This window comes from Tessaracoccus sp. MC1865, from assembly GCF_017815535.1.
GTDB lineage: Bacteria > Actinomycetota > Actinomycetes > Propionibacteriales > Propionibacteriaceae > Arachnia.
This window is the reverse complement of sequence record NZ_CP072596.1, coordinates 2,703,299-2,718,110: the sequence shown is the minus strand read 5'-3', so window position 1 is coordinate 2,718,110 and position 14,812 is coordinate 2,703,299. Positions and strand designations below refer to the sequence as shown.

The following is a 14,812-nucleotide window of genomic DNA, read 5'->3' as shown; positions in this document are numbered from 1 at the left end:
ATGCGACTCTTCACAGACCGGGCCACGATGCACGAGGTGATGGGCGGACACAAGAAGTGGCGCCGCACCCTCCAGGCCCTGGAGAACGCGCCGTCGCTGCAGAGCGGGGTGGCCTACTCCATCGTCGACTCGCTCACCTACCGCAAGGACCGTACCGCCGAGCTCGCCACCGATGAGCTCGTCGGGCGGCGCCGCTACCACGGTGTGGTCGCGGCGCTGGACGGCGATGTTGACGTCGCCGTCGCCCCCAAAGCCGACCTCGTCGAGGTCGGCGCCTACTCAGATCTGACCGACCGCCAGCCGTTCCGCGGGGAAGCCGAGGTCGTCACCGTCCCGAAGAACGGGGTGCTCGTCGTCGACATCGACGAGGCGTTCCGCGTCCTTCCCATGCCCGACTCCGAAGCGGTGCTGTTGCACGTTTCGGTCGAGGGTGCCACCTTCCACAATAAATAGACGCTCAGGGAGAGAGTCACACCATGACCATTACCAACCGCGGGCGGATCGGCATGTTCGCCCTGCTCACCATGACGGTGGCGGCGGTGTTCAACATCCGTAACGTCATCAACAACAACGTGGCGATCGGGCTGGCGTCGGCACCGGCGTTCTTCTTCGCAACGCTGCTCTACTTCATTCCGTTCACCCTGGTCATCGCCGAATTCGTGGCGCTGAACAAGAACTCCGAATCCGGCGTGTACCAGTGGGTCAAGACGTCGATGGGCGGCCGCTGGGCCTACCTCACCGCGTTCACCTACTGGTTCGTGAACCTGTTCTACTTCGCGTCGCTCCTGCCGCTCATCCTCGTGTTCTCCTCCTACCTGTTCTACGGCGAGGAGAAGCAGCTGTCGCAGGTGTGGATCACCGTGCTGTCCATCATCATCTTCGCGATCGCCACCTTCGTGTCCACCAAGGGCGCCAAATGGATCGGGTCGGTCACCTCGATCGGCGCAACGCTGGTGCTGGTACTGACCGTCGCGTTCATCCTGCTCTCGGTCGCCTCACTGTTCGGTGGCGTGGAGCCGGCCACGGCCATCTCCGTGTCGAACATGGCGCCCGACCTGTCGACCTTCGCCATGGCCTGGGGCTTCTTCGGCACCTTGGCCTGGATCATCCAGGGCGTGGGCGGCGCCGAGTCGTCGGCCGTGTTCCTCAACGACCTCCGCGGCGGCGTCAAGGCCTTCGTCCGCACCATCGTCATCGCCGGTATCGCGATCGGTCTGCTGTACGCCGCCGCCTCGCTGCTGATGAACGTGTTCGTGCCCGTCGGCACGCTGGACTACTCCAACGGCCTGTTCGTCGTCATGGGGGCAGTGGGCGAGCACTTCGGCCTGTCGGCCGACCTGGTCAACCGGGGCCTGGGCCTCATCCTGCTGGCCGCCACCCTCGGCTCGCTCCTGATGTGGACCTCCACCCCGGTGAAGATCTTCTTCTCGGAGATCCCGGCCGGGATCTTCGGCGGCAAGCTCGTCGAGCTGAACGAGGAGGGCATCCCCTTCCGCGCCGCCTGGCTGCAGTTCGCCATCGTCGTGCCGATCCTCGTGATCCCGGCGCTCGGCTCCGGCAACATCAACGACCTGCTCGGCATCGTGATCAACATGACCGCGGCTACCGCGCTGCTGCCACCTCTGCTGATCCTGCTGGCGTACTGGGTGCTGCGTAGGAAGTACGACCACGTCGTCCGCGACTTCCGCATGGGCAAGAAGGCCTTCGGCCTGGGCGTGGCCACGTTCCTCCTGGTCGTGTTCGCCTTCGTGTTCATCGCCGGCACCACCCCCACCGGCCAGCCCCTGTGGCTGACACTGACCTACAACGTGGGCGGCGTCGTCGTGTTCCTCGGCCTGGCCATCATCTGGTACGAGCGCTACATCAAGCGGCTCCGGGCCACCGACCCCACCGCTGCCGCAGCGGAGCTCGAGCCCACGGCCGAGCAGATGCTGCGCGGCGAATACGTGGCCCCGTCAGAACAGATCGACCGCACGGTCGTCAGCTGATCTGACACGAGACGGGTCCGGGAGGTTCACCTCCCGGACCCTTTTCGTGTTTCGCGCGTGCGGCGGTGGCCCCGAATCTGGATCCGGGGTCGTTGACCACCCCAGATCTAGATGTGGCCGCTGAGTCGCACCGCGAGGTCCACCGTCAGGGCGGCCGACCAACCGAAGACGGTGGTGGCACGGGGCGGCTTCGCGCCGGTGTCCGGCCGGAAGTACTCGTTGGGCCCGTGCTCGGCCACCAGTTCGACGGTGGCCCGCTCAATGCGCTCCGCCTCGGCATCGCGGCCGCGGGCGCGCAGTCCGGTGGCCACCAGCCAGTTCGTGTTCACCCACACGGGGCCGCGCCACATGCGGGTGGGGGAGAAGTCGTCGTCGCGCACGGCCACGGTGGGCAGCGGATGGGCGGTGGCGAACCGCTGCGGGTCGTTGATCGCCGCCAGCAGGGCGTCGAGCAGGCGCTCCGGGAGCCCCTCGACCAGCACGGGCATGAGCGAGACGATGGTCTCGGAGGCCACGGGGTCGCCGTGCTCGCCGATGCTCGGGAAGAACGCCCGGCTCTCATCCCACGTGCCCGCCAGCGCCGCGACGGAGCGGTCGGCACGGGAGCGGCACCTCTCGGCCGCCGCCGCCTCGCCCCGCTCCTCGAGCCAGTCCGCCAGCAGGCGGTCGGCGAGGATCAGGTAGCTCGTGAGATCCGGGGACACCAGGATGGCGTCGTCGTCGAAGATCGGCGAGTCGTCCAGGCCCGACGAATAGGGATGCAGGTACGCCGGGTGCCCGGCGGGCGCCGAGGTGGAGTACCACCATTCCTGGGCGGCCAGCATGGTGGGCAGGAACTCGTCGATCACTGCCGGGCCCGCCTGCTCGGCGAGCAACGCCACCGCCAGCGCTGTCAGCGGCGGCTTCGTCAGCGGCACGCGGGAGTGCGCCAGGCTGGGGGAGCCCATGCGCCGGAGGTTCTTGAGGTCGCCGGGTGGCAGGTCGTCGGAGGAGGCGAGGATGCCGTCCTCGTGCACGACGTCGGGCAGCTGGCCGTCGTCGCAGGGGTAGGCCAACGCGATGCGGAGCTGCTCGGTGGCCAGCCCGATGTCGCCGTGGCGCAGCCCGATCGCCATGAAGTAGGCGTCCCACTGCCACAGGCCGACGTATCCGATCTTCGACGGCACGACTGCGCGGCTCAGGCCTTCGGGGGCGTCCAACGTGAGGGTGTTGGCGCCCAGCACCCACCAACAGAAGCGGGTGATGTCGCGCCACCGCTCGTCGACGGTGGGGCACTTCGCCATCCAGCGGCCGAGCTCGGCTGCCACCTGGGAAGGCCCGTCCTCAGGCGCCCCCGCGATCCGCAGGGTGGTCTCGGCACGGTTGACCGCACCTTCCACCCGGAAGCGGGGCGGGAGCTCCACCACCACCTCGTCGTCGGCGGTGACGTAGAGGTGGGCCCCGCCCGTGAAGGTGATGCGCCAGGGGTCGACGAGTTCGACGTCTGCGGGGCTACCTTCGCCGTCGAGGACGCGAAGGCCGCGCACGGCGATGCTGTCGGCGAGCGGCCGCTCATAGGCCGCCCGGTACACGGTGAGCCCGTCGTCGGAGCGGCGCACGAAGAGTCTCGACCCGCGCACCGTGTACGGCACGTGGTCCAGGTCGAACCAGTGGGCGAGATCGGGCCCCAGATCCTGCATGTGCTTCTCCTTGCTGGTTGCGACGTCAGCGGCCGCCGAGGCCGGAGGTGGCGAGCGACTCGATGATCTGGCGCTGCCCGATCACGAACGCGATCAGCATCGGCACGGTGGAGAACGCGGTGGCCGCCATCACCAGGCCGTAGTTCATGCCGCCGTACTGGCCCTGGAACTGCGACAGCAACAGCGGCACGGTGAACAACTCTGTGGAGTTCAGCAGCACCAGCGGCAGCAGGAAGTTGTTCCAGGCGTCCAGGGCGACGATGATCGCCAGCGCGCCCAGGCCCGGGCGGATGGCCGGCAGGATGACCGTCCAGTAGATGCGCCAGCGCGAGGCGCCGTCGATCATCGCGGCCTCCTCGAGCTCGATGGGGACCGACTGGATGAACTGGCGCGCGAGGAACACGCCGAAAGGGTTGACCATGATGGCCGGAATGATCAGCGCGAGGTGCGAATCGACCCAGCCGAACTGCGCCATCAGGAAGTAGAAGGGCACCAGCGTGACCTGCTTGGGCACCATCTGCATCGCCAGGAACACCCAGAACAGAGTCTTGGAGCCCTTGAACGGGATCCGCGCGAAGCCGTAGGCGGCCATCGACGCGGTGAGCAGCGTGCCGAACACCACCAGGACGGTGATGTAGATGGAGTTGGCATAGGCCCGGCCGAACGGCAGCGCGTTCCAGGCGTCGGCGAAGTTGGTCCAGACCCACGGGTCCGGGATCAGCGACAACGGGTCCTGCAGCAACTGCGGCAGGCCCTTGAACGAGGTCAGCAACATCCAGATGAACGGGGCGACCATCAGCAGGGCGATCGCGAACACCAGGGGGTGCTTGAGCCAGCCGAGCCAGACCCGGCGATGGCGTGCTGCCGGCGTCGGAGCCGCGGGGGCGGTGGTGGTGGGAACGGTGATGGCGGTCATGGCTCAGCCCTCGTAGTGGACGAACTTCTTCTGGGCGCCGAACTGGATCGCGGTGATCACCAGGGTGAGGGCCAGAAGGACGATGGAGGCGGCGCTGGACAGGCCGAACTGCGACTTGGCGAAGCCCAGGTCGTAGATGTGGTAAACGATCGTGCGGGTGCCGTTGTCCGGGCCGGCGTTGTTGACCAGGACGAAGACGAGGTCGAACGTCTGCAGCGACGAGATGAAGGCCACGACCGATTGGTAGAAGACGATCGGGCTCAGCAGCGGCAGGGTGATCTTGAAGAAGCGGGAGACGGGGCCTGCTCCGTCGATGGCGGCTGCCTCCAGCACGGACGGCGAGATGGACTGCAGGCCGGCCATGAAGATGACGATGTTGAGACCCAGCGAGGACCAGATCGTCACGAGGCACACGGCCAGCAGGGCCAACCAGGGGTGGCCCAGCCAGTCGATCGGCTCGATGCCGAACGTGGCGGTCAGGAAACCGCTGATCACGCCGTCGGCCCGCAGCAGTTGCTGCCAGATGAGGGCGATCGCCACCGCGCTGGTGACCACGGGCGCGAAGAACAGCACCAGATAGAACGCGCGTCCCTTGATCTTGTTGAGCACGGTGGCCCCGACGATCGCCAGGAAGAGGCCGATCGGCACGGTGACCACCGCGATGACCAGGGTGTTGATGATGGCGCGGCCCAGCAGCGGACTGCTCAGCTGGTCCCGGAAGTTCTCGAACCCGATGAAATCGGGCATCCCGAAGCCGTTCCAGTCGGTGAAGGCGAGTAGGAAGGCCGCGGCGAACGGGATGAGGGTGAACAGGAGCATGCCCAGCGCCTGCGGCGCCACGAAGAACATCCCCCAGTACTTGTCCTTCTCCCGCCAGCCGCGCCGGGACGGGGCGGGCCCCGCCCCGGTCACAGCTGTGGAGGTCATGACTTGGTCTTCTCCTCGACCAGGGCGGCCACCTCGTTGAGCGCGGTCTGCGCGTCCTTCTTGCCCTCGTACAGCGGCTGCATGTATTCGACCGAGATCTGGTTGCTCAGGTCCGGGACGGCGGCCTCGGTGGCGAAGTTGGAGTAGCCCATGTCGCGCATGTCGAGCATGGTCTGGGCGTGCGCCGGGTAATCGCCGCTGAGGACGATGTCGTCGGCCCCGTTGATCGACGGGACGGCGTTGCCCTGGCCCTCGAGGCGCAGGCTCTGGCCCTCGGCGTCGAGGAACGCGGAGAAGAAGGTGAGCGCCGCCTCCGGGTCGGCCGCCTTGGCGTTGATCGCGAGGTACGACGCGGCCACGCCGGTGGGGGCGGCCTTGCCGTCATGCGTGGGCCAGCGGACGATGTCGTAGAGGGCCTCGTCGACGCCCGCGCCGCGGATGGCGCCGATGGTGTAGCGGCCCGCGGCCAGGAAGCCCAGCTTGTGGGTGACCAGCAGGGTTTCGGAGCCGGCTCCTTCGGGCAGGAGATCGGCGAGCTTCATCTCGCCGGTCTGGAAGCGCTGGGCGTAATTGTCCATGGCTTCGACCGACTTGGGGTCCTCGTGGGCGACGTAGTTGCCGTCGCCGTCGTAGACCTGGCCACCGTTGGTGGTCATGAAGCCGTCGTGGGTGGCCCAGTAGTTCCAGTACACGGCGCCGGTGAGGCCCGCCGCGGCGAGCTTGGCGGTCATGTCGAAGAACGCCTCGTTGGTCCACTCGTCGTTCTCTGCCAGCGTGGCGGGGTCATCCGTGATGCCCGCACTCTTGAGTGCTTCCTTGTCGTACCAGAGGGTGTCCGGGTTCACGTCGTTGGGCAGGGCGTAGAGCTTTCCGTCCCAGCGGGCGATGTCGAGGACGTTCTTGCTGAAGTCACCCTCCTTGACGGAGGCGCCGTCGACGGGCATCAGCACGTCGTTGCGGATGACGGAGGCGACGCGGTCGTCGCCGATATAGAACACGTCCGGCGCGGTGCCCGAGCTCAGCTGCGTCAACAGCTTGGAGTGGTACTCGGAGTACGACGGAGTGGGCTGGAAGACCAGTTCGATGTCCGGGTGGTCCGCCTTGAACTGCTCCTGGAAGCGGTCGAAGCTCTTCAGGTCCTCGGGGGAGCCCCAGGTGGACCAGACGACCTTGCCGGCGCCCTTCTGGCCCCCGGTGCCGGAGCATGCGGTGAGTGCGGGTCCTGCGACGGCGGCAGCGGCGAGGATCCCGGCGAAGCCGCCGATCTGGCGGCGCGTGAAGGTGGTCATGGGGTGCTCCTGTCTCGGGTCTGCGGTGACCCTGTGTCAATGGCGGTGGTGTCCGGAACCGGTTCGGCCGGCTCCGGGGGACTGTGGGTGATGTGCTCGATGAGCGCTGGATCGGTGGTGTCGGCTTGTCCTGCACGGAGCCCCACGAAGGTGGCGAGCAGGATGAGGGACCCGCCGACGATGAGGCGGGCCGTGAGGCTTTCGCCGCCGAAGGTGACGGCGAAAGCGGAGGCGAAGACCGGCTCGAACGTCATCATCAGTGCCACCCGAGTGGGGGAGATGTGGCGCTGGGCCCAGGTCTGGAGGAGCATCGTGACGACGCCCGCGACGATGGCGGTGTAGAGGATCGCCCCCCACACCGTCGCGTCGGCCGGGATCCGGTACGCACCGGGCAGCCCGAGGAACGTGCAGGTCACGGCGATGCCGATGAGTTGCACGACCGTGAGGGAGATGGCGTCCATGCTGCGGGACCAGCGGTCCAGCATCACGATGTGGAGCGCGTACAGGGTGGCCCCGACGAGGGTGAGGGACTCGCCGACGCCGCCGGAACCCACGCCGGAGAGGCTGAGGATCGCCAGCCCCACCACCGCAATGCCGACGGCGACCCAGGTGATGCGGGTGAGCCGCGCCTTGAAGGCGATCCACAGGATGATGGGCGTCAGGACCACGTAGGTGCCGGTGATGAAGCCGGAGACGGACGCATCGGTGTGTTGCAGGCCGACGGTCTGCACGATCTGCGCGAGCCCGTACAGGCCGCCCAGCGCGAGGCCGACCTGCCATTGCTGGGGGGTGAGCCTGCGGAGTCGCGGCCAGAAGACGACCGCCGGGATGACGGCGCCGATCGAGAAGCGCGCCGCGAGGAAGTCGATGGGGTCGATCCTGTCGACGGCATCTTTGATGATGAAGAAGGTCGAGCCCCAGATCGCGGTGACGACGAGGATGGCGAAGGTGGCCAGCGGCGCCCTGCGTCCTCGTGCTCCCATGGGTGTTCCTCCTCGAATGAAACCGGTTACATGCTAAGCGACGACGGGAGCCGATGCAACCGGTTTCAGGTGCGAAGCGGTCCGGGCACGGCCGCGTGGTGGGAGGATTTAGTGCTCGGAGGAGGGGCGCAGCAGCGGATACAGGATGGTCTCGCGGATGCCAACGCCTGTCAGCATCATGATCAGGCGGTCCACGCCCAGGCCGAGGCCGCCCATCGGCGGGACCCCGTACTCCAGCGCCTCGATGAAGTCCTGGTCGTACTCCATGGCTTCGTGGTCACCTGCGGCGGCCAGCTTCGACTGCGACATCAGGACATCGCGCTGGATGACCGGGTCCACCAACTCGGTGTAGCCGGTGCCCCGTTCGACACCGCCGATGATGAGGTCCCAAGCCTCGACCTTCCCCGCGTCGCTGCGGTGGCGGCGGGCCAGCGGCTGGGCGATCGAGGGGTAGTCGTAGACGAAGGTGGGCTGCAGTAGGCCGGGTTCGACGAGTTCGCCGAACAGTTCCATCACCATCTTGTCCGCGGCCCAGGCCTTGTCGTACTCGACCTCATGCGCGTCGGCGAACGCGTGCAGCACCTCCGCCGGCGTCTCGACCGTGATCTCTTCGCCCAGCCGCTCGGAGAGCGCTGGGAAGACCGACAGCCAGCTCCACTCGCCGTCGAGGTCGATGACGCCCTTCGGTGTCTCGAACTGCCGCGAGCCGACGGCGTCCGCCGAGGCCACGACGATGTCCTGGATGAGGCGGGCGATGGTGCGCTGGTCGCCCCACGCCTGGTACGCCTCGAGCATGGTGAACTCCGCCGAATGCGTGGAGTCGATGCCCTCGTTGCGGAAGACCCGGCCGATCTCGAACACCCTGTCCGCGCCTCCCACCATGGTGCGCTTCAGGTGGAGCTCCAGCGCGATGCGCATGGTCATGCGGATGTCGAACGCGTTGATGTGGGTCTCGAAGGGGCGCGCCGCGGCGCCGCCGTGGATGAGCTGCAGGATGGGGGTCTCGACCTCCATGTAGCCCTGCCCGTACAGCGTCTCCCGGATCGCCCGCGTGATGGCCGAGCGCTTGCGCACCATCTCACGCGCTTCGTCGCGGACGATGAGGTCCACGTAGCGACGGCGGACCCGCGACTCCTCGGACAGGTCCTTGTGCATGACGGGCAACGGGCGCAGCGCTTTGGCGGCCATCCGCCACTCGCTGACCATGATCGACAACTCGCCGCGCTTCGAGACGATGACGCGGCCGGTGACCCAGACGAAGTCGCCGAGGTCCGCGGTGTGCTTCCACTCCGCGAGCGCCTCTTCGCCCACCTCTGCCAGCGACAGCATGATCTGGAGCCGCTCGCCGTTCTCCTCCGGCGTGAAGCCGTCCTGCAGCGTGGCGAACGCCAGCTTGCCGGTGTTGCGGATGAACACGACGCGGCCGCCGGTGGTCACGACGTCCTGGGTCTCCTCGCCGGCCTCCATGTGGCCCCACTGGGCGCGGATGTCACGCAGGGTGTGGCTTCGGGTCAGATCTGCGGGGTAGGCCTCGATCCCCTGTTCCAGCAGGCGGGCGCGCTTCTCCTTGCGGACGACGGTCTGCTCGGAGTCGGTGGGCTGCACGTCAGGGGTCTCAGTCACGCGCGTCATCCTACCGTCGCGGGTGCGGGACGCCACTTTCGCCGGGGGCCGCAGCTAGGCTGGCGGAATGAGCCAGCCCCCGCAAGGCCACGGACAGCCGCAGATGCCTGCTCCGCTCCCATCAGGCGAGCCCACCCGCGCCCTACCCCGCGTCGTGCCCGGCCCCCGTCCCCGCCCGGTGAGCCCGCAGCCTGTCGTGCCCGCCTCCGGAAGTGCGGTGCCGGTGCCGCCGGAGCCGATTTCGCCGGTGGCGCAGCGGGACACAGACCCGCGGCGGCCGCGTTTCGTCACCTATGACCTGCCGCTGTCCACCACGGATTCGCTACCGGGGCGGGAGATCGCGGCGAGCCTCGGGATTGTCATCGGCATCGCCACCCGCCCGCGGGACCTGGCGCACAACCCTGAGATGGCCTTCATCAACACCTCCGCGCGGCAGGATGCCATCGGCGCCCTGGTGCAACAGGCGCAGGAGGCCGGGGCGGACGCGGTGGTGGGAGTGCATTTCGACGGCGGCAAAATCAGCGACACCGTGAGCGAGTTGGCGGCCTACGGCACCGCGGTGCGGCTGCGTCAGGAGTAAAGGGGTCAGGCCCACACGACGGCGACACCGTCGGCCCGGGCCTCGAAGGCCACCTGCGACAGGTTTGTCACGTGCCAGTGGGCGCCGAGTTCGTCCTCCGTGTGGTGCGTCAGCACGCCCAGCACGGAGCAACCGGCTCCACGGCCACCCACCACGCCGGCGGGAGCGTCCTCCACCACGAGGCAACGCTCAGCGGGGAACCCCAGGCGCCGGGCGGCGAGCTCGAACGACTCCGGCGCCGGCTTGCCCAACACCACCTCGTCACGCGTCACCACCACCGACGGACGGGGCAGCGCGGTGGCGACCATGCGGGAATCGAGCAACGGCCCCGAACAGGACGTGGCGATGGCTGCCCGCTCGGCCGGCACTGACTGCAGCGCCTCAAGGGCGCCGGGCAGGGCGATCACATCAGCGACGTCCTCGATCTCCAGTTCCTCGATGCGGGCGTGCGCCTCGTCGAATCTGTCGGCGGGGAGGAGGGCGCGCACCATGACGTCGCTGGGGAGACCGGTGAACTGGCTGTGGTGACGTGGTTCCACGCCGAACTCCGTGGCCCACGTGGCGGCGGCGCGCACGATGGCCGCGGTGGAATCTGCGAGGGTGCCGTCGAAATCGAAGATGACGGCGTCGAAGACGCCGAGGGTGCGGGTCACTTCCAGAGCGTCATGCCGGAGAAGCCGACGACGATCAGGATGAGCCCGATGGCGACGTTCCAGTCACCGATGGAGCGCATGAAGCCGATGTCCTGGCCCGCGAGGTTGTAGACAACCATCCACGCGACGCCCAGGAGCCCGATGGGGATGAACACGCCCGGTACCCAGTTGCGCCCGCCTGGGGCGAGACGCGCGGTTTCGGCGCGCTGCTCAGCGAGTTCAGACAGGCGCTTGCGCTTCTGCTTGTCAGCAGCCTGCTTGCGAACCTTGGATTCCGCCACGATGTCTCCTTCTACGATCTCGCCTAGCCTAATTGACGCCGGCGACAATGCCCACATCTGCGCGCTCATGATGGACGACGGCGGGCTCGGGCCCTCGTCGATGCCCCCGCGCCACGTACTCTGGGCGCATGAAACTGTGGCCGGTGCTGAGGGAGCGGGTCTCCGCCGTGCGCACCGTCATGGCGCGCAACCAGCTGCGCTCCCGGTCGCCGCGGGGCCGCACCACCACCATCCTGGTGTGTGTCATCGCCGGTCTGATGATGACGGTGGCTGCCATCGCTGCGCGCGGCACGGACCTGCGCAGCGACCGCACCGCCGACATGCGTGACCTGATCATCAGCCAGAGCCGGCGCAACGAGGAGCTGCGCACGCAGGTCGACGCGCTCCAGGCAGAGGTGAACGAGCTCACCAGCCGGCAGGGCTCGGGTGACTTCACCTCGGAACTGGTTTTCGCGGAGCGCGAGGCGAGCATGGTGGCCGTCACGGGTCCGGGTATCCGGGTGACGCTCACGGACGCACCCGCCGACGTGCGGCCCCCCGGAGTGGACGACGATGCGCTCGTGGTGCATCAGCAGGACATCCAGGCCGTGGTCAACGCGCTCTGGGCCGGTGGCGCCGAGGCGATGACCATCCAGGGACAGCGGGTGATCGCGACCACTGGCATCAAGTGTGTGGGCAACACCGTCGTGCTCCACGGCATCCCCTATGCCCCGCCGTACGTGATCGAGGCCATCGGCGACCGCACCCAGATGCAGGCCGCGCTCGACGAGTCTCCCGCGGTGTCGGTGTACCGGCAGTACGTGGAGGCCTACCGGCTGGGCTACTCGGTGGAGGGCGTGGGAACGCTGGAACTGCCGGCGTTCAGTGGGTCCACGGGCGTGCGGTTCGCCCGCCCGAACTGATGGCACAGCGAACGGCGCGGGCCGCGGCCACCGCCACGGCCCGCGCCGACTCGCAGAAGGTCAGCTGCAGGCCGGCATGCTCACCGACGTCCAGCTGGCGGTCTGGCTGGGCTTCGCCGTCGCCGCCACAGACAGGGAGCCGGCGGCCAGTGACGGCTGCCCCGCCAGCGTGACCCTGGTCGTCTGACCGGCTGCCAACGTCACGTTCCGGACCCCGGAGACCGAAGAGAGCCGCACTGCCTGCCGCTCGTCCGTGGGGTTCGACACCTCGACGACGACACCGGCTTCGCAGTTCGCCGACACCACCGAGGCGTCCATCGGCTGTGCGCCGGTGTGGACGCTGGGGGTGAGGGGAGTGGCGACCACGGAGACGAATCGTGCCGTCCCGCCCTCGCTCACCAGCGACAGGCCGAGTGATTCCGGATCAGGGAACACCTGGCTGGTGATCGTCCGGAGGCCACCCTCGGCGAACGCCTCGACCGATGCCCGGTCGACGTAGACCGTGAACGTCACGGTGCCGTCCGGGTTGACCAACGGTGCCGAGTCGACGGCGGCGAACTGCGAGTGGAAGCCCGTCGCGCCGGAGCGGGTCCGGTCCACCACCAGCCGGTTGGTCTTCGCGTCGATGCCCACCAGCGTGCCTTCGCCGCTGTCGGTCCCGAAGGCGGTGTCGGTGCGTACGGCGACCCCCGCGAACGAGGCGTCCCGCGGCTCGACGGTCACGTCGAGCTTGAACGCATCCGACGCCCACGGCAGCGCGACGACCGAATCGTCCACCGCCACGTTCGTGCGCCGCAGCCGTTCAGAAGGCACCTCGAGCGAGGACGCTTCGCGCACCGGCACCTGACGCAGCGCGTAGGAACCGTCGACGAGCTCCAGCGTGACCTCGCGCGGCAGCGTGTTGGCGCTGCGCCACGGGGCGGTCGGGATGGCGCCGGCGTAGCGCCAGTCGTTCATCCACCCGATCATGATGCGGCGGCCGTCCTGGACGTTGGCGAAGGAGATGGCCGCGTAGTGGTCCGGGCCCCAGTCCAGCCAGTCATAGGTCTCGATGCGACGGGGCTGCGGGGCGTCCGCGGCCACGATGTCGTCCACCAGGATGTGACCCCAGCCGAACCGGTTGTTGTCCACGATGAGGAGCTGGGCCTCCTGCCCGGCGAACTCGGCGACGTCCCACGCCACCCAGTCGAGCAGCTCCGAATCGCGCCCGGTCGCGCTGCGCACGACCTCGCCGTCGACCACGAGGTTGACGGTGGTCTCGGAGGAACGGGGCACGGCTGGCTCGTCGCCGATGACCACGTGATCGAGCGTCAGGTGGCCCCAGCCGCCGCCGACCTCGTCGATGATGCGCAACGTGGCGTCGCGGCCGCGGAACTCCGCGATGTCCCAGCTGGTCCACTGCAGCGCGCCGGCGTCCTGGCCTCCCGCGGTGCGCACCACCTCGCCGTCGACGATGAGCTGTACGGCCAGGCCCGGCCGCTCGCGACCGCCGCCGACCAGGAAGGAGAGGTGGTCGCCGTCGATCAGGAACGACGGCGAGGTCAGGGTTCCGGTGTTGTCGTCGCCCTTGGGGACACCCTCCCACGTGTTGATGCGGGCGTCGCCCAGGTAGTAGTCACCGCCGGCGTAGGCCGGGCTGTCGGTGGCCGCGAGTTCGCCGGTGCCCACCCAGCCCAGGTCGGCCAGGCTGCCGCCGTCGCGAAGTCCTTCGAAGCCGTTCCAGAGCACTGTGCCGGCGGGGGGCTCATTGCCGAGCTGGCCACCGTCGACGCGCGGGTGGTTGCCGCCGCCCACCAACAGGTTGAGCCAGGGTTCCTCGACCCTGAACGGCGCTGAGCTCATCGTGCCGACCGGCCAGTCCCAGCCGACGAAGCTGTTGACCAGCCGCTCGCCGCGGTGCCCGTTGATGGCCTGCTGGTCCCGCCAGGCGCCGGGCTGGGGGCCGTCGCCGAAGGGGCCGTTGAACTCGTTGCCCGGGTCGTTGGCGACGGTCCACCCGGAATCCGCCCACGTCCCGAACTCGAAGTCCTCGACGACGGTGCCGGGCACCACCTCGTCACCCGAGACGACGTTCTCGGCGGTGTAGGTCACGCCGTCGAAGTCGCCGACGAAGGACTGGGCACCCGAACCGCCTGCAGGGGATCCGGGGTTGAGGTTGACCACCATGACCCACTTGGTCTCGTCGGTGCCGTCGACAGTCAGTGGGAACAGGTCTGGCACCTCCCAGATGCCGCCGGTGGCATTGGCCGGGCCCAAGGTGGAGAGGTAGGTCCACTCGAGCAGGTCGTCGGAGCGGTAGAGCACCACCTGGTGGTCGAGCGCCTCGACGGCGACCATCACCCAGTACGACTCGCCGGTCTCCGGCGATGTGTAGCGGCTCACCTTCGGGTCGCGGAAGTTCTGCGAGCCCCGGTCCAGCACGGGGTTGCCCGCATACTTCTCCCAGGTGTAGCCGCCGTCGAGCGAGTAGGCCACCGATTGTGCCTGGATGCCGGCCAGCGTGGGATGTGCGCCGGTGTAGGCGCTGGTGTAGTGCGCCACCAGCGGCGGGTTGTCGGTGGTGCCGAGGCCGCTGGTGTTCTCCGTGTCGACCACGATGGAGCCGGAGAAGATGTCCTCGACCGCCTGCCCCTCGCCGTTGAACGTCTGGGCGATGGCCAGCGGCTGCTCGCTCCAGTGCAGCAGGTCCGGGCTGGTCGTGTGGCCCCACGACATGTTGCCCCACGTGTCCGCGGAGGGGTTGTGCTGGTAGTAGAGGTGCCAGACGCCGTCGTGGTGGACGAGCCCGTTCGGGTCGTTCATCCAGTTGCGTTCCGGCGTGTAGTGATAGGCCGGGCGGTAGGGCTCCTGCCCGGCCGTGTCGTCGGCTGCAGCAGGGAGTCCGACGGCGGCGCCGAGCGCCACCGTGAGGGCGATTCCTGCCCTGGTCAGTCGTTCCATTGGTTGTTTCCCTTCTGGTGACAACGTTGTCATGGCAGAGGGTGACAAAGG

13 protein-coding genes are annotated in these 14,812 nt (G+C 68.3%); 4 read left to right on the top strand and 9 right to left on the bottom strand.

What is annotated here, in order from left to right; genetic code table 11:
• Positions 1 to 453 (top strand): beta-galactosidase subunit beta, encoded by a 453-nt coding sequence (locus tag J7D54_RS12680; protein WP_182764204.1) that lies wholly within the window; start codon positions 1 to 3, stop codon positions 451 to 453.
• Between the two features lie 23 nt (positions 454 to 476).
• A complete protein-coding gene (locus J7D54_RS12675) occupies positions 477 to 1,988 on the top strand; it encodes an amino acid permease (RefSeq protein WP_182764203.1) in 1,512 nt (503 codons plus the stop codon).
• A gap of 107 nt (positions 1,989 to 2,095) precedes the next feature.
• Here the strand turns inward: J7D54_RS12675 and J7D54_RS12670 are convergent, their stop codons facing one another.
• From J7D54_RS12670 to lysS, 6 genes are all read right to left on the bottom strand, one after another.
• Positions 2,096 to 3,667, bottom strand: a complete 1,572-nt coding sequence (locus tag J7D54_RS12670) for a glycogen debranching protein (protein WP_182764202.1) — start codon at positions 3,665 to 3,667, stop codon at positions 2,096 to 2,098.
• A 25-nt stretch (positions 3,668 to 3,692) separates the two neighbouring features.
• The gene (locus J7D54_RS12665) at positions 3,693 to 4,583 is read right to left on the bottom strand and encodes a carbohydrate ABC transporter permease (protein ID WP_182764201.1); all 891 of its coding nucleotides are present in this window, start codon (positions 4,581 to 4,583) and stop codon (positions 3,693 to 3,695) included.
• Between the two features lie 3 nt (positions 4,584 to 4,586).
• On the bottom strand, positions 4,587 to 5,510 hold the full coding sequence (locus tag J7D54_RS12660; RefSeq protein WP_209455134.1) for a carbohydrate ABC transporter permease: 924 nt from the start codon (positions 5,508 to 5,510) through the stop codon (positions 4,587 to 4,589).
• On the bottom strand, positions 5,507 to 6,799 hold the full coding sequence (locus tag J7D54_RS12655; RefSeq protein WP_182764200.1) for an extracellular solute-binding protein: 1,293 nt from the start codon (positions 6,797 to 6,799) through the stop codon (positions 5,507 to 5,509). The genes J7D54_RS12660 and J7D54_RS12655 overlap by 4 nt, the downstream gene beginning before the upstream one ends.
• Positions 6,796 to 7,782 (bottom strand): DMT family transporter, encoded by a 987-nt coding sequence (locus J7D54_RS12650; protein WP_182764199.1) that lies wholly within the window; start codon positions 7,780 to 7,782, stop codon positions 6,796 to 6,798. The genes J7D54_RS12655 and J7D54_RS12650 overlap by 4 nt, the downstream gene beginning before the upstream one ends.
• Before the next feature lie 108 nt (positions 7,783 to 7,890).
• Entirely contained in the window at positions 7,891 to 9,414 is a 1,524-nt protein-coding gene (gene lysS / locus J7D54_RS12645; protein ID WP_182764198.1) for a lysine--tRNA ligase, read from the bottom strand.
• 58 nt (positions 9,415 to 9,472) lie between these two features.
• Here lysS and J7D54_RS12640 point away from each other — a divergent pair, with 58 nt between their 5' ends.
• Positions 9,473 to 9,985, top strand: coding sequence for a YbjQ family protein (locus J7D54_RS12640; RefSeq protein ID WP_182764197.1), 513 nt, complete (start codon positions 9,473 to 9,475; stop codon positions 9,983 to 9,985).
• A 5-nt stretch (positions 9,986 to 9,990) separates the two neighbouring features.
• Here J7D54_RS12640 and J7D54_RS12635 read toward each other — a convergent pair whose 3' ends face one another.
• Positions 9,991 to 10,638: an HAD-IA family hydrolase gene (locus J7D54_RS12635; protein ID WP_209455133.1), complete on the bottom strand. Its 648-nt coding sequence runs from the start codon at positions 10,636 to 10,638 to the stop codon at positions 9,991 to 9,993.
• Positions 10,635 to 10,919, bottom strand: coding sequence for a cell division protein CrgA (locus tag J7D54_RS12630; RefSeq protein ID WP_076061306.1), 285 nt, complete (start codon positions 10,917 to 10,919; stop codon positions 10,635 to 10,637). The genes J7D54_RS12635 and J7D54_RS12630 overlap by 4 nt, the downstream gene beginning before the upstream one ends.
• A 128-nt stretch (positions 10,920 to 11,047) precedes the next feature.
• Here J7D54_RS12630 and J7D54_RS12625 point away from each other — a divergent pair, with 128 nt between their 5' ends.
• Positions 11,048 to 11,821, top strand: a complete 774-nt coding sequence (locus J7D54_RS12625) for a DUF881 domain-containing protein (protein WP_245244013.1) — start codon at positions 11,048 to 11,050, stop codon at positions 11,819 to 11,821.
• Positions 11,822 to 11,881: 60 nt separating this feature from the next.
• Here the strand turns inward: J7D54_RS12625 and J7D54_RS12620 are convergent, their stop codons facing one another.
• Positions 11,882 to 14,761 (bottom strand): glycoside hydrolase family 32 protein, encoded by a 2,880-nt coding sequence (locus J7D54_RS12620; RefSeq protein ID WP_182764196.1) that lies wholly within the window; start codon positions 14,759 to 14,761, stop codon positions 11,882 to 11,884.
• Positions 14,762 to 14,812 lie beyond the last annotated feature (51 nt).

Coding starts and splice junctions, on each gene's coding strand:
- J7D54_RS12660 (WP_209455134.1), bottom strand. CDS start 5,510: ATGACCTCCACAGCTGTGACCGGGGCGGGGCCCGCCCCGTCCCGGCGC.
- J7D54_RS12650 (WP_182764199.1), bottom strand. CDS start 7,782: ATGGGAGCACGAGGACGCAGGGCGCCGCTGGCCACCTTCGCCATCCTC.
- J7D54_RS12665 (WP_182764201.1), bottom strand. CDS start 4,583: ATGACCGCCATCACCGTTCCCACCACCACCGCCCCCGCGGCTCCGACG.
- J7D54_RS12680 (WP_182764204.1), top strand. CDS start 1: ATGCGACTCTTCACAGACCGGGCCACGATGCACGAGGTGATGGGCGGA.
- J7D54_RS12675 (WP_182764203.1), top strand. CDS start 477: ATGACCATTACCAACCGCGGGCGGATCGGCATGTTCGCCCTGCTCACC.
- J7D54_RS12640 (WP_182764197.1), top strand. CDS start 9,473: ATGAGCCAGCCCCCGCAAGGCCACGGACAGCCGCAGATGCCTGCTCCG.
- J7D54_RS12620 (WP_182764196.1), bottom strand. CDS start 14,761: ATGGAACGACTGACCAGGGCAGGAATCGCCCTCACGGTGGCGCTCGGC.
- J7D54_RS12670 (WP_182764202.1), bottom strand. CDS start 3,667: ATGCAGGATCTGGGGCCCGATCTCGCCCACTGGTTCGACCTGGACCAC.
- J7D54_RS12625 (WP_245244013.1), top strand. CDS start 11,048: ATGAAACTGTGGCCGGTGCTGAGGGAGCGGGTCTCCGCCGTGCGCACC.
- J7D54_RS12655 (WP_182764200.1), bottom strand. CDS start 6,799: ATGACCACCTTCACGCGCCGCCAGATCGGCGGCTTCGCCGGGATCCTC.
- lysS (WP_182764198.1), bottom strand. CDS start 9,414: ATGACGCGCGTGACTGAGACCCCTGACGTGCAGCCCACCGACTCCGAG.